Source organism: Mycobacterium sp. NGS35 (assembly GCF_059812855.1).
The window spans coordinates 21615-43356 of sequence record NZ_JCALDL010000006.1 but is presented as its reverse complement, the minus strand read 5'-3'; the positions used below and the strand labels follow the sequence as shown (position 1 = coordinate 43356).

23 protein-coding genes are annotated in these 21742 nt (G+C 65.6%); 16 read left to right on the top strand and 7 right to left on the bottom strand.

The features are described from left to right. The first annotated feature begins 47 nt into the window (after nt 1–47). On the top strand, nt 48–827 hold the full coding sequence (locus AC5Y4C_RS11875; protein WP_499907112.1) for an SDR family oxidoreductase: 780 nt from the start codon (nt 48–50) through the stop codon (nt 825–827). Between the two features lie 12 nt (nt 828–839). After that, nucleotides 840–1739, top strand: a complete 900-nt coding sequence (locus AC5Y4C_RS11870; RefSeq protein ID WP_499961537.1) for an SDR family oxidoreductase — start codon at nt 840–842, stop codon at nt 1737–1739. Between the two features lie 7 nt (nt 1740–1746). On the opposite strand, the gene AC5Y4C_RS11865 is transcribed toward AC5Y4C_RS11870, so the two are convergent. Continuing rightward, complete coding sequence (locus AC5Y4C_RS11865; RefSeq protein WP_499907108.1) at nt 1747–2205, bottom strand: nitroreductase family deazaflavin-dependent oxidoreductase; 459 nt, start codon at nt 2203–2205, stop codon at nt 1747–1749. A 23-nt stretch (nt 2206–2228) separates the two neighbouring features. On the opposite strand from AC5Y4C_RS11865, the gene AC5Y4C_RS11860 reads away from it, so the two are divergent. After that, nucleotides 2229–2609, top strand: coding sequence for a DUF8021 domain-containing protein (locus tag AC5Y4C_RS11860; protein ID WP_499961538.1), 381 nt, complete (start codon nt 2229–2231; stop codon nt 2607–2609). Between the two features lie 57 nt (nt 2610–2666). On the opposite strand, the gene AC5Y4C_RS11855 is transcribed toward AC5Y4C_RS11860, so the two are convergent. Further along, the gene (locus tag AC5Y4C_RS11855) at nt 2667–3830 is read right to left on the bottom strand and encodes a steroid 3-ketoacyl-CoA thiolase (protein ID WP_499907104.1); all 1164 of its coding nucleotides are present in this window, start codon (nt 3828–3830) and stop codon (nt 2667–2669) included. A 116-nt stretch (nt 3831–3946) separates the two neighbouring features. Between AC5Y4C_RS11855 and AC5Y4C_RS11850 the strand changes: the two genes are divergently transcribed. The 7 genes from AC5Y4C_RS11850 to AC5Y4C_RS11820 all read left to right on the top strand — a co-directional run bounded on the left by AC5Y4C_RS11850 (nt 3947) and on the right by AC5Y4C_RS11820 (nt 11062). Next, complete coding sequence (locus tag AC5Y4C_RS11850) at nt 3947–5236, top strand: cytochrome P450 (RefSeq protein WP_499907102.1); 1290 nt, start codon at nt 3947–3949, stop codon at nt 5234–5236. Then, nucleotides 5236–6258: an acyl-CoA dehydrogenase family protein gene (locus AC5Y4C_RS11845; protein WP_499961539.1), complete on the top strand. Its 1023-nt coding sequence runs from the start codon at nt 5236–5238 to the stop codon at nt 6256–6258. The genes AC5Y4C_RS11850 and AC5Y4C_RS11845 overlap by 1 nt, the downstream gene beginning before the upstream one ends. After that, on the top strand, nt 6258–7421 hold the full coding sequence (gene fadE29, locus AC5Y4C_RS11840) for an acyl-CoA dehydrogenase FadE29 (protein ID WP_499961541.1): 1164 nt from the start codon (nt 6258–6260) through the stop codon (nt 7419–7421). The genes AC5Y4C_RS11845 and fadE29 overlap by 1 nt, the downstream gene beginning before the upstream one ends. After that, nucleotides 7418–8377 carry a bifunctional MaoC family dehydratase N-terminal/OB-fold nucleic acid binding domain-containing protein gene (locus tag AC5Y4C_RS11835; protein WP_500008424.1) on the top strand — a complete coding sequence of 320 codons (960 nt, stop codon included), beginning with the start codon at nt 7418–7420 and terminating at the stop codon, nt 8375–8377. Before fadE29 ends, AC5Y4C_RS11835 begins: the two co-directional genes overlap by 4 nt. Beyond that, nucleotides 8374–8775: a MaoC family dehydratase gene (locus tag AC5Y4C_RS11830; protein WP_499951711.1), complete on the top strand. Its 402-nt coding sequence runs from the start codon at nt 8374–8376 to the stop codon at nt 8773–8775. The genes AC5Y4C_RS11835 and AC5Y4C_RS11830 overlap by 4 nt, the downstream gene beginning before the upstream one ends. Beyond that, nucleotides 8772–9932 (top strand): 17-hydroxy-3-oxo-4-pregnene-20-carboxyl-CoA lyase, encoded by a 1161-nt coding sequence (gene ltp2, locus AC5Y4C_RS11825; protein ID WP_499913779.1) that lies wholly within the window; start codon nt 8772–8774, stop codon nt 9930–9932. The genes AC5Y4C_RS11830 and ltp2 overlap by 4 nt, the downstream gene beginning before the upstream one ends. 578 nt (nt 9933–10510) lie before the next feature. Continuing rightward, nucleotides 10511–11062 (top strand): hypothetical protein, encoded by a 552-nt coding sequence (locus AC5Y4C_RS11820; protein WP_499907090.1) that lies wholly within the window; start codon nt 10511–10513, stop codon nt 11060–11062. Nucleotides 11063–11206: 144 nt separating this feature from the next. Here the strand turns inward: AC5Y4C_RS11820 and chsH3 are convergent, their stop codons facing one another. Then, complete coding sequence (chsH3, locus tag AC5Y4C_RS11815) at nt 11207–12067, bottom strand: enoyl-CoA hydratase ChsH3 (RefSeq protein WP_499907088.1); 861 nt, start codon at nt 12065–12067, stop codon at nt 11207–11209. Nucleotide 12068: 1 nt separating this feature from the next. After that, on the bottom strand, nt 12069–13751 hold the full coding sequence (gene kstD, locus AC5Y4C_RS11810) for a 3-oxosteroid 1-dehydrogenase (protein ID WP_499907086.1): 1683 nt from the start codon (nt 13749–13751) through the stop codon (nt 12069–12071). A gap of 74 nt (nt 13752–13825) precedes the next feature. On the opposite strand from kstD, the gene AC5Y4C_RS11805 reads away from it, so the two are divergent. The 3 genes from AC5Y4C_RS11805 to dmpG are packed head-to-tail and all read left to right on the top strand — an operon-like array spanning nt 13826 to nt 16595. Next, nucleotides 13826–14611 (top strand): 2-keto-4-pentenoate hydratase, encoded by a 786-nt coding sequence (locus AC5Y4C_RS11805; RefSeq protein ID WP_499907084.1) that lies wholly within the window; start codon nt 13826–13828, stop codon nt 14609–14611. Nucleotides 14612–14625: 14 nt separating this feature from the next. Then, a complete protein-coding gene (locus tag AC5Y4C_RS11800) occupies nt 14626–15558 on the top strand; it encodes an acetaldehyde dehydrogenase (acetylating) (protein ID WP_499907082.1) in 933 nt (310 codons plus the stop codon). Continuing rightward, on the top strand, nt 15555–16595 hold the full coding sequence (gene dmpG / locus AC5Y4C_RS11795; protein ID WP_499907080.1) for a 4-hydroxy-2-oxovalerate aldolase: 1041 nt from the start codon (nt 15555–15557) through the stop codon (nt 16593–16595). The genes AC5Y4C_RS11800 and dmpG overlap by 4 nt, the downstream gene beginning before the upstream one ends. Before the next feature lie 89 nt (nt 16596–16684). Here the strand turns inward: dmpG and AC5Y4C_RS11790 are convergent, their stop codons facing one another. Together AC5Y4C_RS11790 and AC5Y4C_RS11785 are read right to left on the bottom strand one after the other, a co-directional pair. Next, entirely contained in the window at nt 16685–17248 is a 564-nt protein-coding gene (locus AC5Y4C_RS11790) for a hypothetical protein (RefSeq protein WP_499907487.1), read from the bottom strand. A 63-nt stretch (nt 17249–17311) separates the two neighbouring features. Beyond that, complete coding sequence (locus AC5Y4C_RS11785; RefSeq protein WP_499907078.1) at nt 17312–18217, bottom strand: IclR family transcriptional regulator; 906 nt, start codon at nt 18215–18217, stop codon at nt 17312–17314. A 62-nt stretch (nt 18218–18279) separates the two neighbouring features. Here AC5Y4C_RS11785 and AC5Y4C_RS11780 point away from each other — a divergent pair, with 62 nt between their 5' ends. Genes AC5Y4C_RS11780 through AC5Y4C_RS11770 form a run of 3 tightly spaced genes read left to right on the top strand, consistent with a single transcriptional unit; the run spans nt 18280 to nt 21341 of the window. After that, nucleotides 18280–19407 (top strand): hypothetical protein, encoded by a 1128-nt coding sequence (locus AC5Y4C_RS11780; RefSeq protein WP_499907076.1) that lies wholly within the window; start codon nt 18280–18282, stop codon nt 19405–19407. 3 nt (nt 19408–19410) lie between these two features. Further along, nucleotides 19411–20196 carry an SDR family oxidoreductase gene (locus AC5Y4C_RS11775; protein WP_499907074.1) on the top strand — a complete coding sequence of 262 codons (786 nt, stop codon included), beginning with the start codon at nt 19411–19413 and terminating at the stop codon, nt 20194–20196. Beyond that, nucleotides 20193–21341, top strand: a complete 1149-nt coding sequence (locus AC5Y4C_RS11770) for a sulfotransferase family protein (protein ID WP_499907072.1) — start codon at nt 20193–20195, stop codon at nt 21339–21341. Before AC5Y4C_RS11775 ends, AC5Y4C_RS11770 begins: the two co-directional genes overlap by 4 nt. Here AC5Y4C_RS11770 and AC5Y4C_RS11765 read toward each other — a convergent pair. Next, nucleotides 21338–21739: a hypothetical protein gene (locus AC5Y4C_RS11765; RefSeq protein WP_499907485.1), complete on the bottom strand. Its 402-nt coding sequence runs from the start codon at nt 21737–21739 to the stop codon at nt 21338–21340. The two genes, AC5Y4C_RS11770 and AC5Y4C_RS11765, sit on opposite strands and share 4 nt — an antisense overlap. Between the last annotated feature and the right edge of the window lie 3 nt (nt 21740–21742).

Genomic DNA, 21742 nt, shown 5'->3' with positions numbered 1-21742 from the left:
TCCTGGGGTCGCTACCTAAGCAAGCACTTGCTTGGTAAGCTAGCACAGTGACTGATCCCGGCCCAGCGGTTCCCCTCGATTTCGGGCTCGCCGGTCGGATCGTCCTCGTGACAGGTGGTGTCCGCGGTGTGGGCGCCGGCATCAGCGCCGTCTTCGCCGATCAGGGCGCAACTGTCGTGACCTGTGCGCGCCGCCCCGTCGAAGGGTCGCCGTATGAATTCCTCGAGTGCGACGTGCGTGACCCCGATTCTGTCGGCCGGCTCGTCGACACGATCGTCGACCGGCACGGGCGCCTCGACATCGTGGTGAACAACGCCGGCGGATCGCCCTACGCGCTGGCCGCCGACGCGTCACCGAAATTCCACGAGAAGATCATTGCGCTGAATCTGCTTGGCATGCTTCACGTTTCGCAACGTGCCAACGCCGTGATGCAGGACCAGGAGACTGGCGGCGCAATCGTGTCGGTGTCGAGCGTGAGCGGGCGTCGGCCATCGCCGGGCACTGCGGCCTACGGCGCGGCCAAGGCGGGTGTGGAAAGCCTGACCGCCACTTTGGCCGTGGAGTGGGCCCCGAAGGTGCGCGTCAACGCGCTTGCGGTGGGCATGGTGGAAACCGAGCAGGTCGAGCTGTTCTACGGCGACGCGGAATCGCAGGCCGCGGTGTCGACCACGGTGCCGCTCGGCCGGCTGGCCAAGCCCACCGAGATTGGCTGGGCAGCAGCGTTTTTGGCGTCGGATGCAGCGTCTTACATCAGTGGTACGACGATGGCGGTGCACGGCGGTGGTGAACCACCGCCGTATCTGGCCGCCACCAGTGCGATCAAGTAAGGGAGTGAGTGAATGGGATTGGTCGACGGGCGCGTAGTCGTGGTGACGGGCGCCGGACGAGGAATCGGGCGGGCCCATGCGCTGGCGTTCGCCGCGGAGGGCGCCCGGGTGGTAGTCAACGACGTCGGCGTAGCGCTCGACGGCTCTGCGGGAACCAGTCCCGTCCAGGAAGTGGTCGACGAGATCACCGCCGCGGGCGGAGAAGCCATCCCGAACAGTGACGACGTCGCCGACTGGTCCGGCGCCCAGAATCTGATCCGCACCGCGATCTCGGAGTTCGGCGGCCTCGACGTGCTGGTGAACAACGCGGGATTCATTCGGGACCGCATGCTGGCCAATACCAGTGAAGAAGAGTGGGACGCGGTGATCCGCGTGCACCTCAAGGGCCACTTCGCGCCGCTGCGCCATGCCGCCGAGTACTGGCGCGCGAAGTCAAAAGCCGGAGAGACCGTGGACGCGCGGGTGATCAACACCAGCTCGGGTGCCGGCTTGCAGGGCAGCGTCGGGCAAGGCAATTACTCGGCCGCCAAGGCCGGCATCGCCGCACTCACACTGGTCGCCGCAGCCGAGATGGGCCGCTACGGTGTCACCGTCAACGCGATCGCCCCCGCCGCGCGCACGCGCATGACCGAGAAGGTGTTCGCCGAAACCATGGCCAGGCCCGACGACGGCTTCGACGCGATGGCACCGGAAAACGTTTCGCCGCTTGTGGTATGGCTCGGCAGTGCCGAATCACGCGACGTGACAGGCAAAGTCTTCGAGGTCGAGGGCGGATTGATCCGGGTGGCCGAAGGCTGGGCACACGGGCCACAGGTGGACAAGGGCGCTCGCTGGGAACCGTCGGAACTCGGACCCGTCGTCGCCGACCTGCTGGCCAAGGCCAGGCCACCCGTGCCGGTGTACGGGGCCTGACACAGCCTCAGCGCGCGGGTTCACACACGACGATCGGAATGCGCCGATCGGTCCAGGACTGGTAATCCTCGAAGTCCGGATACATCTCGACGAGCTTGGGCCACAACGTCTCTCGCTCTTCGTCGGTGGCGTCGCGGGCCGTCATGTGCAGCACCTCGTCTTTGATCTGAACCGTCACCTTCGGATTTGCCTTGAGGTTCAGGTACCAGAGTGGATGGCGGTCGGAGCCGCCGCGCGACGCGACGACGATGACGCGGTCGCCGTCGCGCAGGTACAGCAGCGGGCTGACCCTCGGTTGTCCGGACTTGCGGCCGATGGTGGTGAGCAACGCAACCGGGGCCTTCTTGAACGTGCCGCCGAGCTTGCCTCTGCTGAGCTTGTAGACAGCCGCGTTTCCACGCGACATCCACTTGATGACGAAGTCGGTGACCGGGTGGTTCAGGTTGCGTGGCGCTGATTTCGGCATAGGCGTCATCCTATGCTGAGGCGATGGTCGCCGTTTCCGACACCGATCGCATCGCCGCCGCGCAGACGTACCTCGACGCGCTGGTGAGCCACGACGCCACGGCCGTCCCGTTCGCCGACAAATGCACCCGCGTCGAGAACGGTCTCAAGACGGGGTTTTCGGGAAAACACCTGCGCCGCAGCCTGACTCGCGGACTGCAGTACCGCGTCATCGCAGCCGCCACCGATCGTGACTTCACCGTGCGCGGCGACGAGGTGCACGCGACGTTCACGATCGTCACCAAAGCGGCTGTCGCCGGCCGCCGGGTAGTCGCCCACGTCGACGAGACGTTTGTGATCCCGTCTTCCGACGGCAAGATCCACCACATCCGCGCGAGAGTGATGCCGGCTCTTCGTCGAGAGTGACGTCTTGCAGGCCTCCACTCGCACGTTGTCTGCAAACGTCGCTCTCGAAGCTAGGCGTTAGATCCGCTCGATGATCGTGCCGGTGGACAGCGCACCACCGGCGCACATCGTGATCAGCGCGGTCGACTTGTCCGAGCGCTCGAGCTCGTGCAGCGCGGTGGTGATCAAGCGGCTGCCCGTCGATCCCACCGGATGGCCCAACGCGATTGCGCCGCCGTTGACGTTCACCCGGGTCATGTCCGGGTTGTGCACCCGCGCCCACGACAGCACCACCGATGCGAACGCCTCGTTGATCTCGACGATGTCGATGTCGCCGATCTTCATGCCGGCCTTCTCCAGCACCTTGGCCGTCGACTGCACCGGACCGTCGAGGTGGTAGTAGGGCTCTGCGCCGACCAGAGCCTGCGAAACGATGCGGGCACGCGGCGTGAAACCGAGCGCCCGGGCCTTGTCTTCGTCCATCCACAGCACCGCGGCCGCGCCGTCGGAGATCTGCGACGACGTGCCGGCCGTGTGAATACCGCCCTCTAACACGGGATTCAACGACGCAAGGCCCTCCAGGGTGGTGTCGCGCAGACCCTGGTCACGGCTCACCAGGTGCCGCTCGGTCGTCGGCTGCTTGTTCTCGTCGAGCACCGGCGCCTCGATCGGGCTGATCTCCCGGTCGAACCGGCCCTCGGACCACGCCTGCTTGGCTTTGCGCTGCGACTCGAATCCGAACTCGTCGACGTCTTCGCGAGTAATGCCGCGCCGCTTGGCAATCCGCTCCGCCGCCTCGAACTGGTTGGGCATGTCGATGTCCCACGACGCCGCGCGGATCAGCGAACGGTCGGGGCCGGCATTGGCGCCAAGCCCGACGCGGCTCATCGCCTCGATGCCGCACGCGATGCCGACGTCGATGGCGCCGGCGGCGATCAGCCCGGCAATCAGGTGGTTGGCCTGCTGGCCGCTGCCGCACTGACAGTCGACGGTGGTGGCGCCCACCTCCTCGGGCAGGCCGGCGGTCAGCCAGCCCACGCGAGTGATGTTGTTCGACTGCTCGGCGAACTGCGTGACGCAGCCGCCGATGACCTGCTCCACCTCGCCCGCGTCGATGCCGGCCTTCTCGACGAGCGCCTTTTGCACAGCGCCAAGCAGCTCGGTGGCATGGAGTCCAGACAGCCACCCATTGCGCTTTCCGATCGGGCTGCGGGTGGCTTCGACGATGACAGGGTTACCCATTCCGCCAGGCTAGAACACGTTTCATTAGAATGCCAAGCTGCCTTGCAACGGTGCCTTTGATCTGCGTATGAGGCGTGTTTCAATGGCACTAGAACACGTTGCAGTAAGGAGTGCGGATGTCCTGCCCCAACCTGCCCCCCAACTTCGACTTCCTCGACCCGGATGTCAACGTCAAGGGGCTTCCCATCGCTGAGCTGGCCGAACTTCGCAAGGCGGAGCCTGTCCACTGGGTCGAGGTGCCGGGCGGCACCGGCGGCTTCCGGGACGCCGGCTATTGGGCAGTCACCAAGCACAAAGACGTCAAGGAGGTGTCGCTGCGCAGCGACGTCTTCTCGAGCTGGCAGAACGGGGCGATCCCCGTCTGGCCTCAGGAGATGACCCGCGAGGCGATCGACCTGCAGCGCAACGTGCTGCTCAACATGGACGCCCCGCACCACACCCGGCTGCGCAAGATCATCTCTCGCGGCTTCACACCGCGGGCGATCGGCCGGCTGCGCGACGAGCTCGATCGCCGTGCGCAGAACATCGCGAGGGCCGCGGCCGCGCAGGGGTCCGGCGACTTCGTCGAGCAGGTCTCGTGTGAACTGCCGCTGCAGGCGATCGCCGAATTGCTGGGCGTACCGCAGGACGACCGGGACAAGATCTTCCGCTGGTCCAACGAGATGACCGGCAACGAGGATCCCGAGTACGCCCACATCGATCCCGCGCAGTCGTCGGCCGAACTGATCATGTACGCGATGAAGATGGCCGAGGAGCGCAGCAAGAACCCGGGCGACGACATCGTCACCAAGCTGATCGAGGCCGACATCGACGGAGAGAAGCTCTCCGACGACGAGTTCGGCTTCTTCGTCGTGATGCTTGCGGTGGCCGGCAACGAGACCACCCGCAACTCCATCACCCACGGCATGATCGCGTTCTCGCAGAACCCGGACCAATGGGAGCTGTACAAACGCGAGCGCCCCGAAACCGCTGCCGACGAGATCGTGCGCTGGGCAACCCCGGTGACCGCGTTCCAGCGCACCGCGCTCGAGGACACCGAGCTGTCCGGGGTGCAGATCAAGAAGGGGCAGCGGGTGGTGATGTTCTATCGCTCAGCCAATTTCGACGAAGAAGTGTTCGAGAACCCGCACCGATTCGACATCCTGCGCCAGCCCAACCCGCACGTCGGCTTCGGCGGCACCGGCGCGCACTACTGCATCGGCGCGAACCTGGCCAAGATGACGATCAACCTGATCTTCAACGCGGTCGCCGACCACATGCCCGATCTGAAGCCGCTGTCCGCGCCGGACCGGCTGCGGTCCGGATGGCTCAACGGGATCAAGCACTGGCAGGTCGACTACACGGGTAAGTGCCCGGTGGATCACGCGCCCGCCGGCGCGTCGCCGACGCACACAGGCGCCGTCTGATGGACTTCACGCTCGAACCTGCCCAGCAGGCGGTGGTCGACGTCGTCAGCGCTGTCCTGGACCGCGAAAACAGTTGGGACGCATTGATTTCCGGCGGCGTGACCGCGCTGCCGGTGCCCGAGCGTCTGGGCGGCGACGGGGTGGGCCTGGCTGAGGTGGCGACGGCCCTCACCGAGATCGGGCGCCACGGCACCATCAGTCCCGCACTGGCGACGCTCGGCCTGGCGGTGGTGCCGCTGCTCGACCTCGCCTCCGACGCGCAGCAGGACCGGTACCTGGCCGGTGTTGCGGACGGCGCCGTGCTCACCGCGGCGCTCAACGAGCCGGGCGCAGCACTGCCGGACCGGCCGACGACCACGTTCGCCAACAACACGTTGAGCGGCACCAAAATCGGTGTGCCGTACGCAGAACAGGCCGACTGGATGATCGTGACGGCCGACAGCAGGGTGGTCGTGGTGTCACCGAAGGCCGAGGGCGTCGAGTTGGTCGAGACGCGGACGTCGAACGGCAGCGACGAGTATGTTGTCACGTTCTCCGAAGTCGCGGTGGCATCCGAAGACGTTCTGGAGGGCGCGGCTGTGCAGCGCGTGAACCAATTGGCGCTGGCGATGATCGGCGCGTATGCGGCCGGTCTGGTCGCCGGCGCGTTGCGGCTCACCGCCGACTACGTCGGAACCCGTCAGCAATTCGGCAAGCCGCTGTCGACCTTCCAGACAGTCGCCGCGCAGTTGGCAGAGGTGTACATCGCTTCGCGCACCATCGATTTGGCGTCGACGTCGGTGGCCTGGCGCCTGTCCGAGGGGCGTGACGCCGACGACGACCTCGCTGTGCTCGGTTACTGGCTGGCGTCGCAGGCGCCGCGGGTCATGCAGATCTGTCACCACCTGCACGGCGGGATGGGTATGGACATCACCTACCCGATGCCGCGGTACTACTCGACGATCAAGGACCTGACCCGCTTGCTGGGCGGCCCGTCGCATCGTCTCGATGTCCTTTCGGGTCTGGAAAGCGTGGGAGCGTAATGTTCGTCGACCTGACTGCCGAACAGCGGCAGCTCCAAGCCGACCTGCGGCAATACTTCTCGAATCTCATTTCGCCGGAGGAGCGCGAGGAGATGGAGAACGACCGGCACGGTAAGGCCTACCGCGCCGTGATCCGTCGGATGGGCCAGGACGGCAAGCTCGGCGTGGGGTGGCCGAAAGAGTTCGGCGGCTTGGGTTTTGGGCCCATCGAACAGCAGATCTTCGTCAACGAGGCCCAGCGTGCCGATGTGCCGCTGCCGGCCGTGACGTTGCAGACGGTGGGACCAACCCTGCAGGTATATGGCAGCGAGGCGCAGAAGAAGAAGTTCCTGCCCGCCATCCTCGCCGGCGAGGTTCATTTCGCGATCGGCTACACCGAGCCGGAGGCCGGCACCGACTTGGCGTCGCTGCGCACCACCGCTGTTCGCCACGGCGACGAGTACATAGTCAATGGTCAGAAGATCTTCACCACCGGCGCCCACGATGCCGACTACATCTGGCTGGCGTGCCGAACCGACCCGGATGCCGTGAAACACAAAGGCATTTCGATCCTGATCGTCGACACGAAGGATCCCGGTTACTCCTGGACGCCGATCATCCTGTCCGACGGCGCCCATCACACCAACGCGACCTATTACAACGACGTGCGCGTGCCGGTCGACATGTTGGTGGGCGAGGAGAACGGTGGCTGGCGGCTCATCACCACCCAGCTCAACAACGAGCGGGTGATGCTGGGACCGGCCGGCAAGTTCGCCGGCATCTACGACCGCGTGCATGCCTGGGCGGCTAAGCCCGGCGGTGACGGGGTCCTGCCGATCGACCACGACGACGTACGGCGCGCACTCGCCGAGATTCGCGCGACCTGGCGCATCAACGAATTGCTGAACTGGCAGGTGGCTGCGGCGGGTGAGACCATCGACGTGGCCGACGCGGCGGCAACGAAAGTGTTTGCCACAGAACGCATTCAATACATCGGGCGGCTCGCCGAGGAGATCGTCGGTAAGTACGGCAACCCCGCCGAGCCCGACACCGCGGACCTGCTGTATTGGCTGGACCAGCAGACCAAGCGCAACTTGGTGATCACGTTCGGCGGAGGCGTGAACGAAGTGATGAGAGAAATGATCGCGGCGTCGGGCTTGAAAGTGCCGAGGGTGCCGAGGTGAGCGGGCACGAGGACATCGCGGCGGCTGTCGAAGAGGTCAAGGCCTCGGGGCGCAGCAAGCCGCGCGTCGCCCGCGATCCGGTGAACCAGCCGATGATCAACAACTGGGTCGAGGCGATCGGCGACCGCAATCCCGTCTACGTCGACGAGCAGGCAGCTCGGGCGGCCGGTCACCCCGGGATCGTGGCTCCGCCGGCCATGATTCAGGTCTGGACGATGTTCGGTCTGGGCGGGCAGCGTCCCGACGACGACCCGCTGGGCCGCATCATCAACGTGTTCGACGAGGCCGGTTACGTCGGTGTGGTGGCCACAAATTGCGAGCAGACCTACCACCGCTACCTGCAGCCCGGCGAACGGGTCAGTGTCACCGCCGAGCTGACCGACGTGATCGGGCCGAAGCAGACCGCGCTGGGCGAGGGCTATTTCATCAACCAGCGCATCACCTGGCAGGTCGGTGACGAGGACGTCGCCGAAATGAATTGGCGCATCCTCAAATTCCGGCCCAAGGACCGCGACCAAGTAAGCGACGTGCCTGATGACCTGGACCCCGATGCGTTGATGCGCCCGGCGGTGTCACGCGACACCCAGTTCTTCTGGGACGGCGTCAAGGAGCACGAGCTGCGCATCCAGCGCAAGCCCGACGGCACTTTGCAGCACCCGCCTCTGCCTGCGGTGTGGCAGGACAAAGAGGCGCCCACCGACTACGTCGTCGCGAGCGGCAAGGGCACCGTGTTCAGCTTCGTGGTGCACCATGCCCCGAAGGTCCCGGGCCGGACGCTTCCGTTCGTCATCGCGCTTGTCGAACTCGAGGAAGGGGTGCGGATGCTCGGCGAGCTGCGCAACGTCGACCCGTCGGCGGTGGAAGTCGGAATGCCCGTCCGCGCAACGTTTCTCGACTTTCCGGCCAGCACTGCCGGACCGGCGTGGACGCTGTACGCATGGGAGCCGGCCGCATGAGTACGCCAACTGTGCAAGTCGGCACCAAGCTGCCGGAGCTCAAGCTCTACGGCGACCCCACCTTCATCATCTCGACCGCACTGGCGACGCGGGATTTCCAGGACGTCCACCACGACCGCGACAAGGCGCAGGCAAAGGGCTCGAAGGACATCTTCGTCAACATCCTCACTGACACGGGACTCGTGGAGCGGTTCGTGACGGACTGGGCCGGACCGTCGGCGTTGGTCAAGTCGATCAGTCTGCGGCTGGGTGTGCCGTGGTACGCCTACGACACAGTGACGTTCTCTGGTGAGGTGACAGCGGTGGAAGACGGGTTGGTCACGGTCAAGGTATTGGGCCGCAACAGCTTAGGCGACCACGTGATCGCGACCGTCAAGTTGGCTCTAGGAGGAGCGTGATGTCCCGCACCGCGGCGATCGTCGGCATCGGTGCCACCGACTTCTCCAAGAACTCGGGACGCAGTGAACTTCGATTGGCGGCAGAGGCGGTGCTCGACGCGCTCGACGACGCGGGGCTCACGCCTGCAGACGTCGACGGGCTGACGACGTTCACCATGGACTCCAACACCGAAGTTGCGGTCGCGCGCGCGACGGGAATGGGTGAGCTGACGTTCTTTTCGAAGATCCACTACGGCGGCGGCGCCGCATGCGCGACCGTGCAGCAGGCGGCGATGGCCGTCGCAACCGGAGTCGCCGACGTCGTCGTGGCTTACCGGGCTTTCAACGAGCGCTCGGGAATGCGATTCGGACAGGTGCAGACCCGGCTGACGGAAAACGCCGACTCCACCGGCGTCGACAATTCCTTTTCGTACCCGCATGGACTGTCGACGCCGGCTGCCCAGGTGGCCATGATCGCCAAGCGCTACATGCACTTGTCGGGGGCCACCAGCCGCGACTTCGGTGCGATCTCGGTGGCCGACCGCAAGCATGCGGCCAAGAACCCCAAGGCCTACTTCTACGAAAAGCCGATCACCATCGAGGATCACCAGAACTCGCGGTGGATCGCCGAACCGCTGCGGTTGCTGGATTGTTGTCAGGAGACCGACGGTGCGGTGGCTATCGTGGTGACTTCTGCGGATCGGGCGAAGGACCTCAAGCATCGGCCCGCAGTCATCGAGGCGGCCGCTCAAGGCTCCAGCCCCGACCAGTACACGATGGTCAGTTACTACCGCGACGAACTCGACGGCTTGCCGGAGATGGGCTTGGTAGGCCGGCAGCTGTGGCAGCAGTCCGGGCTCAAGCCCACCGACATCCAAACGGCGATCCTCTACGACCACTTCACGCCGTTCACGCTGATTCAGCTGGAGGAGTTGGGGTTCTGCGGCTGGGGCGAAGCCAAGGACTTCATCGCCGACGGCGCGATCGAAATCGGCGGCCGACTGCCGATCAACACCCACGGCGGCCAGCTCGGTGAGGCCTACATCCACGGGATGAACGGCATCGCGGAAGGCGTGCGCCAATTGCGCGGCACATCGGTCAACCAGGTACCAGATGTCGAGCACGTCCTCGTCACCGCGGGCACGGGCGTACCCACGTCCGGCCTGATCCTGGGTTAATTCCAGCAACATTTCGCACGGCTTGCGGGCGTGATTCGTGTCCGTTGCCGCGAGCACATCCTCAATTGCTGGGATCCGTAGCGAGCGGACTCCGATCGCGGCGTGCCCGCATTGCGCTCACGGGCAATTTCAAGATCAATCCCCATGTGGGGTTCCTACCTGCGGCTTCACCGGTGTTTGCCAGTGTGCAACGGAATCCGTGCCGCGATGCTGACGACTGTGTCAATAGGTTTGCTAGTGATCATTTCGTGATTCGCTGAACTCGATCGTTTGTGATGCTTGACACAAGACTCAGCAAAGCCATATCGTTTGCTCAGCAGTTACCGGGGGGCTCTCACCGGAGGGCCACAGACCAAGGGTTAGGGGCCGTCGAAATGCTCACAGGCAGGGCCGATACGAGGCGCCGACGGTCACTACCCGGTCGGGCGCCGCCGATGCGTCACTGATTTGCTCGGCGCGCATCACAGAGCAACGCAAATCGATCTGGCATCCGCCATCTGTTTCTCGTCCGTTATCGAAGCCGGCCGAATCCCGGCTCAATCAAGGCTGCTCACAACAAGGCAAAAGGAGCTACCACAATGAGCAAGCACCGCATCGCACGCAAGCACATCACCCTGACCCGCGCCCTCGGCGGCGGCCTGGTCGTCGGTGGTCTGACCCTCGGCGGCGTCGCGCTGTCGACCGCGGCCGCCCCGATCGAAGCCAACGCCGCCTGCGGCAACGGGATCTCGGCGTTCAGCAACACCGGTTCGAACAGCCCGAACACGTTCAACATCGGCTCGGGCAACAACTTCAATTTCCAGGGCAGCGGCCTCGGGGCCAACCTCAACGGCGGTCAGCGTTCACGCACTGGAAACAACAGCAGCACCACCACCGGCAGCGGGACGACCTGCGTCGTCGCCAACCCGAACCCGTTCTCGTTCCCGAGTTTCGGATTCGCCAACAACACGGGGCCGAACAGCCCGAACACGGTGAACTTCCTGTCCGGCAATAACATCAACACTCAGTTCAGTGTGTTCGGTGCGAACGGGAACGTGGGCGGCCAGCGGTCCAACACCGGCAACAACACCAGCACCACAACTGACAGCCCGACCACTGTCGGTTCGGTCGATGCCGGAGCCGTCCGCTGATCGGCTGAAACTCGCTTCCTGACGAGGGGGGGGGCAGGAGCGACCCACACTGGGCCGTCGGCACCATGCCGGCGGCCCAGTGCGTTGTGCGACGGCGGCGGCGCAGCGCCGGCACGCCTTAATCCGGGCCGCCGGTGAAAGTGCTTATGCCGGAAGCAGTTCCACACCAGAGAGGACCGGCTCGTCGTCGCGTGTGGGCGCGGTGACGACGGCGACCAGTCGGTCATCGTCCTCCCAGATGCGCGCGCGCAGCATCTCGCCGGGAAACACCACGCCGGCGAAGCGGGCGCCGTAGGACCGCACCCGGCTGACGTCGCTGTCCAGGCACGCGTCGACAATCGCCTTGCACGCGATGCCGTAGGTGCACAACCCGTGCAGGATGGGCCGCGGAAAACCCGCTGCCGCAGCAAATTCGGGATCGGAATGCAGTGGATTGCGGTCGCCGCACAGCCGATACAGCAGCGCCTGCTGCGGCAGCGTCGGCAGCGGGATCTCGTGATCAGCTGGCCGGTCCGGCGGCGCGGACGACAGCGACGGACCGCGTTCGCCGCCGAAACCGCCCTCGCCGCGAGCGAAGATTGACCGTGTGGTGCTCCACAGCGGCGTGCCGTCGAGGGTGGTGACCGTCGACTCTGTCAGGATCACCGCGGCTTTGCCCTTGTCCCAGATGTCGACGACGCGGCTGGTGCTGCGGGCGGTGCCGGATGGCGGCAGCGGGCCGGCGACGGTCACCGATTCGGCGCCGTGCAAAATCTTGGCGAGCTCGATGTCGATGCCCGGGAACGGCACGGTCGGCGGCTCGGTGAGATGGAAGCTCTGGGCCACGTTGCCGAACGTCGGCAGCACCTGGGGGGTGTTGTCCACCAGATAACTCAACTCACGTGGGTTCATCGGGTCCGCACCGGCGCCCAGCGCAAGGTGGTACAGCTGCACATCGCTACTTGTCCAGCTGAATTCGGCCGGTGGCAGCTCCGCGCCGATGGCAACAGACGGATCGATCGGCATCTCAGTCCTTTCCGGCGATGTGCCGGGCGGCCAGGTAGCCGAACGTCATCGCCGGACCGATCGTGCCACCCGGTCCCGGATAGGTGTGACCCATCACCGGCGCGCTGACGTTTCCGGCGGCATACAGGCCCGGGATGACGCTGCCGTCGTCGCGCAATGCACGGCCGTGCACGTCGGTGCGGATGCCGCCCTTGGTGCCGAGGTCGCCCGGGACCATCTTGGCCGCGTAGTACGGCGGGTGGCTGATCTCGCCGAGGTTGGGATTGGGCTTGTTGGTCGGGTCGCCGTAGTAGCGGTCGTAGGCGCTTTCCCCCCGGTGATAGTCCTCGTCGACTCCGGACCGCGCGAACCCGTTGAACCGTTCGACCGTCGCCTTCAAGGCGTCGGCCGGCAACCCCGCCTTCTGTGCCAACTCGTCGAGGGTATCGGCAGTCACAATGACACCCGACTCGAGCCACTTCTTCGGGATGCGTTGTCCGGGTTGCAGTCCGGCGAAAATGTAGCGGTCGCGGTAGCGCTGGTCGAACACCAGCCAAGCGGGCACGTTCTCACCGGGGCCGGGCCCTTGCCCGTACTCGCCGCCGTACATGTGGTGGCATGCCTCGACATACGGCATCGACTCGTTCATGAACCGCTTACCGGCCATGTTGACGATGATCGAGCCCGGTGAATTGCGTTCGGACAACGCGAACCACGGCGCACCGACGAGCGGCACCGTCGGCCCCCACCAGGCGTCTTCCATCAATTCCAGTGCCGCACCGAGCTTTTCGGCCGCCAGGATGCCGTCGCCAGTGTTCGCCTTCGCACCCACGGTCCACTCGGTGGAAATCGGTGCGCGCTGGTATTTGACACGCATCTGTTCGTTGTGCTCGAAGCCGCCGCAGCCGAGGATCACCCCGCGGCGCGCCCGAATGAGTTGCGGATCTGCGCTTTCGGGGGCGGTAGTGTCGCGGACATACACGCCGCGCACCACACCGTCCTCGACGTACAACTCGGTCAGCGCCGTGTTGAGCAGTACGGGCACACCGGCGTCGCGCAGCCCGATCCGCAGGGGCGCAATGAGCGCGCGGCCCATTCCCACCAGGTTCTTGCCCGTCGCTTTCGCCCACATGGTCCGGGCGCCGACCTTCAAACTGCGCAGCACACCGCCCGGGTGGCGCTTCAACAGATTGAGCCGCACGTAATCCTGTTGCATCACAACAACATTCATCGGCACTTTGCCGTATGGTGGCTCTAGATAAGGCTCGTCAGGACCCAGCTTGCGCGCGTCGAACGGCTTCGGCTCGATCGAGCGCCCGCCGGGGCGCCCACCGGGAGCCTCCGGGTAGTAGTCCGAATAGCCAGGGACCCAGCACATCTTCAACGGCGTGTGCTTCAGCACGAACGACAACATCTCCGGCGCTCGGTCCAGGTATGCGTCGATGCGTTCGGGCTCGACGACGTCGCCGATGATCGTGTGCAGATAGGTGCGCGCGGCCTCCGGTGTGTCGGTGACACCGTCTCGTTTGAGCACCTCGTTGTTGGGGATCCACACGCCCCCGCCGGATCGAGCGGTCGAGCCGCCGAAGTGTGGCGCCTTCTCGATCACCACGGCCGACAAGCCCTCGTGGGCGGCGGTGAGCGCGGCTACCATGCCGGCAGCACCGCTTCCCACGACGACGACGTCGTACTCCTGAACAGTCATACTAGAACACGTTATAGAATTGGCCCGGCCGGGCGCCACCGACCCCGCCGATCGACCAGAGGGGCGACCAGAAGATGCTCAGCGTTCAACGGCGCGACGAACTGGCTGCCGACCTGGCCGAAGCCGAGCGCAGCCGGGTGCCGATCGCCCCGCTGACAGACCGAAACCCCACGATAGACGTGGTAGACGCGTATGAGATCCAGCTGATCAACATCCGCCAGCGCGTCGCTGAAGGGGCGCGAGTGGTCGGCCACAAGGTGGGCCTGTCGAGCAAAGCGATGCAACAGATGATGGGGGTCGACGAACCCGACTACGGGCATTTGCTTGACGAGATGGAGGTCTTCGAGGACAAGCCGGTCGAGACCAGCCGGTACCTGCACCCGCGGGTCGAGGTGGAAGTCGGATTCATCCTCGGCGCAGACCTGCCCGGCGCGGGCTGCACCGAAGACGACGTACTGGCCGCCACCGAAGCGTTCGCGCCGGCGATCGAGTTGATCGACACCCGCATCACCGACTGGAAGATCAAGCTGTGCGACACGATCGCCGACAACGCGTCATCGGCGGGGTTCGTGCTCGGCAAGGAGCGCGTGAAGCCGAGCGACGTCGACATCAAGAGCATCGACGCGGTGCTCACCCGCAACGGCGAAGTGGTGGCCAAGGGCCGCAGCGACGCCGTGCTGGGCAATCCGGTGACCGCGGTCGCGTGGCTGGCCCGCAAGGTGGAGAGTTTCGGTGTGCGACTGCGCAAGGGCGACATCGTCCTGCCGGGCTCGTGCACCCGCGCGATCGACGCCCGGCCCGGCGACCATTTCGTCGCCGAGTTCGACGGACTCGGGTCCGTGCGGTTGAGTTTCGAATAGAGGAGCATTGCACTATGCCGTCCAAAGCAAGCGTCGCGATCGTCGGCTCCGGCAACATCAGCACCGATCTGATGTACAAGCTGCTGCGCTCCGAATGGCTCGAACCACGCTGGATGGTGGGCATCGACCCGGACAGCGAAGGCCTCAAGCGCGCGCGTGACCTGGGTTTGCAGACCACCCATGAGGGGGTGGACTGGCTGTTGGCCCAAGACGAGAAACCAGATCTGCTGTTCGAGGCAACCTCGGCCTACGTGCACAAGGCGGCCGCCCCCAAGTACGCCGAAGCGGGTATCCGCGCGATCGACTTGACGCCGGCTGCGGTCGGCCCGGCGGTGATCCCGCCGGCGAACCTTCGCGAGCATCTCGATGCGCCCAACGTCAACATGATCACCTGCGGGGGACAGGCGACGATTCCGATCGTCTACGCGGTGTCTCGTGCGGTTACCGAACAAGGTGGAGCTGTGCCGTACGCCGAGATCGTCGCGTCGGTCGCGTCGAAGTCCGCCGGGCCGGGGACGCGCGCGAACATCGACGAGTTCACCAAGACCACCAAGCGTGGTGTCGAGGTGATCGGCGGCGCGCAGCGCGGCAAGGCGATCATCATCCTCAACCCGGCCGAGCCGCCAATGATCATGCGCGACACAATCTTCTGCGCGATTCCCGACGATGCGGACACCGACGCGATCGCCCAGTCGATTCACGACGTGGTCGCCGAGGTGCAGACCTATGTACCCGGTTACCGGCTGCTCAACGAGCCGCAGTTCGACCCGCCGTCGCTGAACTCCGGCGGTCAAGCGCTGGTCACCACCTTCATCGAAGTGGAAGGCGCGGGGGATTACTTGCCGCCGTACGCCGGAAACCTCGACATCATGACCGCGGCGGCCACGAAGGTGGGCGAGGAGATCGCCAAGGAACTACTGTCCGCTCCAGCAGGAGGTCAGGCATGACCACCGACATCTTCTTCAACGAGATCTGGGACGTCCGAATCACGGACACGTCGCTGCGCGACGGCAGCCACCACAAGCGCCACCAGTTCACCAAGGACGAGGTGCACGCGATCGTCGCGGCGCTGGACGCCGCCGGCGTGCCCGTCATCGAAGTCACCCACGGTGACGGACTCGGCGGCTCGTCGTTCAACTACGGGTTTTCCAAGACGCCCGAACAGGAATTGATCAAGCTGGCCGCCGAGACGGCCAAGGACGCCAAGATCGCGTTTCTGATGCTTCCGGGCGTGGGCACCAAGGAAGACATCATCGAGGCGCAGGACAACGGCGGGTCGATCTGCCGCATCGCCACGCATTGCACCGAGGCCGACGTGTCGATCCAGCACTTCGGGCTGGCCCGCGAGCGAGGCCTGGAGACGGTCGGCTTTTTGATGATGGCGCATACGATCCCGCCGGAGGCGCTGGCCAAGCAGGCCCGCATCATGGCCGACGCGGGCTGCCAATGTGTGTACGTCGTCGACTCCGCGGGCGCGCTGGTCCTCGAGGGAGTGCGCGACCGGGTTGCCGCGCTGGTCGCCGAACTGGGCGACGACGCACAGGTGGGCTTTCATGGCCACGAGAACCTCGGCTTGGGCGTGGCGAATTCGGTGGAGGCGGTGCGGGCCGGTGCCAAGCAGATCGACGGCAGCTGCCGCCGATTCGGCGCCGGGGCCGGCAACGCGCCCGTCGAGGCGCTGATCGGGGTGTTCGACAAGATCGGCGTCAAGACCGGTATCGACTTCTTCGAGATCGCCGACGCCGCCGAAGACGTCGTGCGTCCGGCCATGCCCGCCGAATGCCTGCTCGACCGCAACGCCTTGATCATGGGCTACTCGGGGGTGTACTCGAGCTTCCTCAAGCATGCGATCCGCCAGGCCGAGCGCTACGGGGTGCCCGCGCACCAGCTGCTGCACCGGGCCGGGCAGCGCAAACTCATTGGTGGACAAGAAGATCAGTTGATCGACATCGCCCTGGAAATCAAGCGCGAGCAGGCTGTCTAGTCCCTCCGCGAGCGCGCGTGTCTGTACGCCGACACACCGAGACCGGCCGTACCGCAGCGCACCTTCGCGCCTAGTGACCGTGCGGTCCGTCAGCGGCGCGCGGACCCGGTCAAGGGGCGCGGGTTCGCGGGTTCGAGCAAACAGATCACCGTGCTCGGCGCGGGCCCTGCCGTCGGCGCGAACGTCGTGCGGTCCTGATTGGAGTCCACCAGGTAGGTGATCGCAAACCCGCCGACATCGGTTGACTGCCCGGTGTAGGCTCTGAACTCGTTGCGGCACTTAGGGTTTGCCACTTCGGGCACGGCCGCGTCGACCGTCAGCGGTCCGCGAAAGTACACCTCTGCCTGATGTGGTGTGGCACAGTCGACCACTGTCACAGTGACGACGCTCGGGTCGTTCGGCGGCGGATCGGCAAGACAGTCGCCGACGTCGAGGTCAATCCACTTCTTGGACTGCGCCTTTGGCGGAGTGACCACCGTCGACGTGGGCGACGTGGGCGACGTGGGCGACGTGGGCGACGTGGGCGACGTGGGCGACCTGGTCGGGCTGGGCGGCGTCGTGGCGGGTGTCTCGGCGGAGTGTGCGCACGCGGTCAGCACGACGCCCACCGTGATCAGAGTGATCAGGCTGGGTGAACGTCGAAAGGCAGACATCGTGGACACGGACGCAGGGTAACGCCGGGCGATCGCCCGTCGGTATAGCAGCCCGATCGGCGCTCAGAAGGGTTTGACTCCGCCGAGTTGAGCCGTCAGCGCGTCGGCGGCATCGACCAGTCCGCGCGCCCGCTCGGTGATCTCTGTGTCGGTGAGTGCCCGGCCGATGTGCAGGGAGGCAACCATGGCTTGGCGCCGGTGGTGGTCGAACACTGGGGCGGAGATCACGCTGATCTCGTGGCGCTGCCGTCGGCCAGAGTTCTCACTGCGCAAGTAAACCCGCTCACCGATATCGGACACGATCTCGCCGAGCAGCGCGCGCAGTTCGTCGGGCAGGCTGTTCGACACCCCGGCCATCAGCGCATACAGCCGCTGACCGCTGGGCGTCAGGCGCTCGACCAGGTAGCCGTCCGAGCGGCATTCGGCGATCACCCGCTGCAGCCGTTCGGTGTCGGTGCGCAGCGGAATGGTCGGTTCCTTGGCCAGCCAGTCGTGGACGGCTTCGTCGTCCCAGAGCACGAACATCAACCCCACGGGCGGCGCGAACGGATAGCTCTGCCCCACTTCGACGCCCACCCCCGCGCCCGGCGGGCTCACCAGCTCCAGCAGCGTGATCCGGTCGTCGACCACCGCCGACAATGCTGCCGTCGTCCCGAATCGTCTTGACAGGCGGCGCAATTCGTCACGGGCGGCAGGGCTGACCCGCATCGCCTCTTGTGCGCGGTGGCCGAGAGTGATCAGCGCCGGGCCCAGCCGGTATGTCTTGTCGCGTTCGTCTCTGATCAAGTAGCCGGCCTCTGTCAACGTCGCGACCATGCCGAGGCACGTGGGCTTGCTCAGCTGTACCCGCCGGGCTAGTTCCGAGACGCCGAATCGGTCCTGCGGATGGCGCGACAAGAAGTCGAGCATGCGCACCACCCGTTCGGTCGGCGGTGACGCCCGCCGTGTCGCTCCGGGATCATGGTCCATATATGGACCGTACTGGACCAATATGTTGACGCGAAGTTGGAACACGTTCTAGTCTCAGGCCGGTGTACACCGACCCGTTGACCGAAGCGATCGCCGAGGCGGAGAAGCTCGTCGCGGCCGCGCCTCACATCGAGACAGAAGCCGACCTCCTCGAAGGTCTGCAATATCTCGCGCAAGGAATCGCCGCGTGCACGCACGTGTCGTTCCACTACGACCGTGATCACCCGTTCTTCCTCAGCGGCACAGGGCCGTTCACGAAGATGGGCCTGGACAACCCGGACACGCTGTATTTCGGGACGCGTGTGCAGGCCGGTCACCAGTACGTCGTGTCCGGGGTGCGCGGCACGACCACTGATCTGAGTTTCCAGCTGCTCGGCGGTGAATACACCGACGAAGGGGTGCCGGTCAGCGAGGCGGCGTTCGACGACCGCGAGCTCGACATCGCCCCCGACGGCAGCTTCGAGTGGCGGTTCACCCCGAAGGCGCCCGCTCAGCTCGTGGTGCGCGAGGTGTACGGCGACTGGTCGCAGCGGCGCGGCACGATCGCGATCAAGCGTGTCGACACCGCGGGCACCGCGCCGCCGCCGCTGACCCGCGAGACGATCGAAAAGCGCTATGCCACAGCAGGCAAGCAGCTGGTGAACCGAATCAAGACGTGGCTGCAGTTCCCGCAATGGTTTTACCTCAAACTGCCCGTCAACACCCTGACACCACCGCGGCTTACGCCCGGTGGTTTGGCCACCCAGTATTCGTCTGTGGGCCACTTCGACTTGACGCCGGACCAGGCCCTGCTGATCACGATCCCGGTGTCCGACGCGCCCTACCTCGGATTCCAGCTGGGCAGCATGTGGTACATCTCGCTGGACTACATCAACCACCAGACGTCACTGAATGCTACTCAGGCGCAAAAGGATCCGGACGGAAAGATCCGGATCGTCGTCGCCGACCGCAATCCCGGTGTCACCAATTGGGTGGAGACCCTCGGGCACCGCAGAGGCTTTCTGCAGTTCCGATGGCAGCGGGTGTCGCGGGAGCTCACCGAGGCCGACGGGCCCTCTGCCGAAGTGGTGAACGTCGACGACGTGCCGGCGGCATTGCCGTACTACGAACACAACAAGATTTCCGACGAAGACTGGCGCGCGCGCATTGCCGAGCGGCAACACGCAATCGCCACGAGAATGCTGGGGTGAGGCATGCCTGAAGGCTTGCTAGCGGGAAAGGTTGTATGCATCAGCGGCGTCGGTCCGGCGCTGGGCACGACGCTGGCCCGGCGATGCGCGGAGAACGGCGCAGACCTGGTCTTGGCGGCGCGCACCGCGCAGCGGCTCGACAATGTCGCCAAACAAATCAGCGACACCGGCCGCCGCGCCGTGGCCGTCGCCACCGACATCACCGACGACGACCAGGTCAAGAACCTCGTCGACGCGTCACTGGCGGCGTACGGGCGGGTCGACGTGCTGATCAACAACGCGTTTCGGGTGCCCTCGATGAAGCCCTTGGCCGACACCACGTTTCAGCACATCCGCGATGCGATCGAGCTGACTGTGCTGGGCGCACTGCGATTGATCCAGGGCTTCACGCCCACTCTTGCGGAAGCCAACGGCTCGGTGGTGAATGTCAACTCGATGGTGATCCGCCACTCCCAGGCGAAGTACGGCGCCTACAAGATGGCCAAGTCGGCGCTGCTGGCGATGTCGCAGTCGCTGGCGACCGAGCTCGGCGAAAACGGCATCCGAGTGAATTCTGTTGTGCCAGGCTATATTTGGGGTGAGACGTTGAAAGCGTACTTCACCCACCAGGCCGGAAAGTACGGCACCACGGTGGACCAGATCTACGCCGCGACGGCAGCGAACTCGGATCTCAAACGCCTGCCCACCGAGGACGAAGTCACTTCGGCCATCATCTTTTTCGCCAGCGACCTGTCGAGTGGTATCACCGGGCAGACGCTCGATGTGAATTGCGGGGAGTACAAGGCGTGAGCGACCGCACGGACGTCGGCACGGTCGACGATCTGCTGGAATCTGCGTCGCGGCTGGTCGGTCTGGACGACTTCGGTCCCGACGACGACAACTACCTGGAAGGCCTCGCCGTCATCCTCGACTCGTATCGGCGCGAGGCCGGCCTGACACCGTTCGGCAGCAAGATCTGCCGCGTGTATCTGCGTGGCGCGCTTGCCGCGAGGCTGCTGGCCCAGGCAGGTTGGAAACAGTACCCGCACTACGTCGACGTGCCCGTCGAGCGGCCGATCTTCGTCACCGGACTGCCACGCACCGGCACCACCGCACTGCATCGGCTGTTGAGTGCCGACCCCTCGCACCAAGGCATTCAGATGTGGCTGGCTGAATATCCGCAGCCCCGGCCGCCGCGCGAAACGTGGGACAGCAATCCGGTGTTCCAGCGGCTCAACGCGCAGTTCGAACAGCACCACGTCGAGAATCCGGAGTTCATGGGCCTGCACTTCATGAGCGCCGACGAGGTCGAGGAATGCTGGCAGCTGCTGCGGCAGTCGCTGCACGCGGTCGCCTACGAGACGCTCGCGCACTTGCCGACGTATGCGCAGTGGCTGGCGAAGGAGGACTGGACACCGGCGTACCGGCGCTACCGCAAGAATCTGCAATTGATCGGGCTCAACGACGTCGGCAAGCGCTGGGTGCTGAAGAACCCCAGCCATTTACATGCGCTCGACGCGCTGATGGCCACATTCCCGGATGCGCTTGTGGTGCAATGCCATCGACCGGCGGAGACGCTGATGGCATCGATGTGCTCGCTGGCCGAGCACGCCACCGAGGGCTGGTCGACGACGTTCGTCGGCGCCACCATCGGCGCCGACTCCCTGGACACCTGGGCGCGTGGTCTCGAGCGGTTCAACGCGGTGCGGGCCCAACATGATCCGGCACAGTTCTACGACGTCGACTACAAGGACTTCGTCACCGACCCGATCGGCACCGTCGAGGCCATCTACCAATACTTCGGAATCGAGCTCAGCGACGCAGCGCTGGCGGCGATGCAGCACATGCACGCCGAGAGTCAGAAGGGGCCGCGCGCACCGAAACACACGTATTCCCTCGAGGATTACGGGCTGACCGCCGAGCAGGTCAAGGCCCGGTTCGAGGGCCTGACCTAGCCGTCGCCCGGCGGCGGGGCGGTGGGGACCCGCGGCAGCACCCCTTCGGCGATCGCGTGCTCGATGCTGTCCGCCAGCCTCGGGCAGGTCCGGGCGCGCTGCGGCATCCCGCCTGACTCGCGCACTTCGGTGAAGTAAGCGCATCGCTGTGTGGCAGCCGAATCCCATTGCACCGCGGTGTGTCCGGGGCCCAGCTTCTTGACCTGCACGGAGACGTGGCAGAACCGGCAATCCACCGGCTGCAGGCCCCACGTCAGATAACGTTCGCGGTCGCGCTGCGTCGCCTCTCGTAACTGCGCGGCCCGGTGCGGGTCGACGACCGGCTGCGGGCGGGGCCCGCCACCGCCGCCGGACGGGTGCGGATGGTCGTCGTCGTGCGCGCCGTGCACCAGCAGCATCGA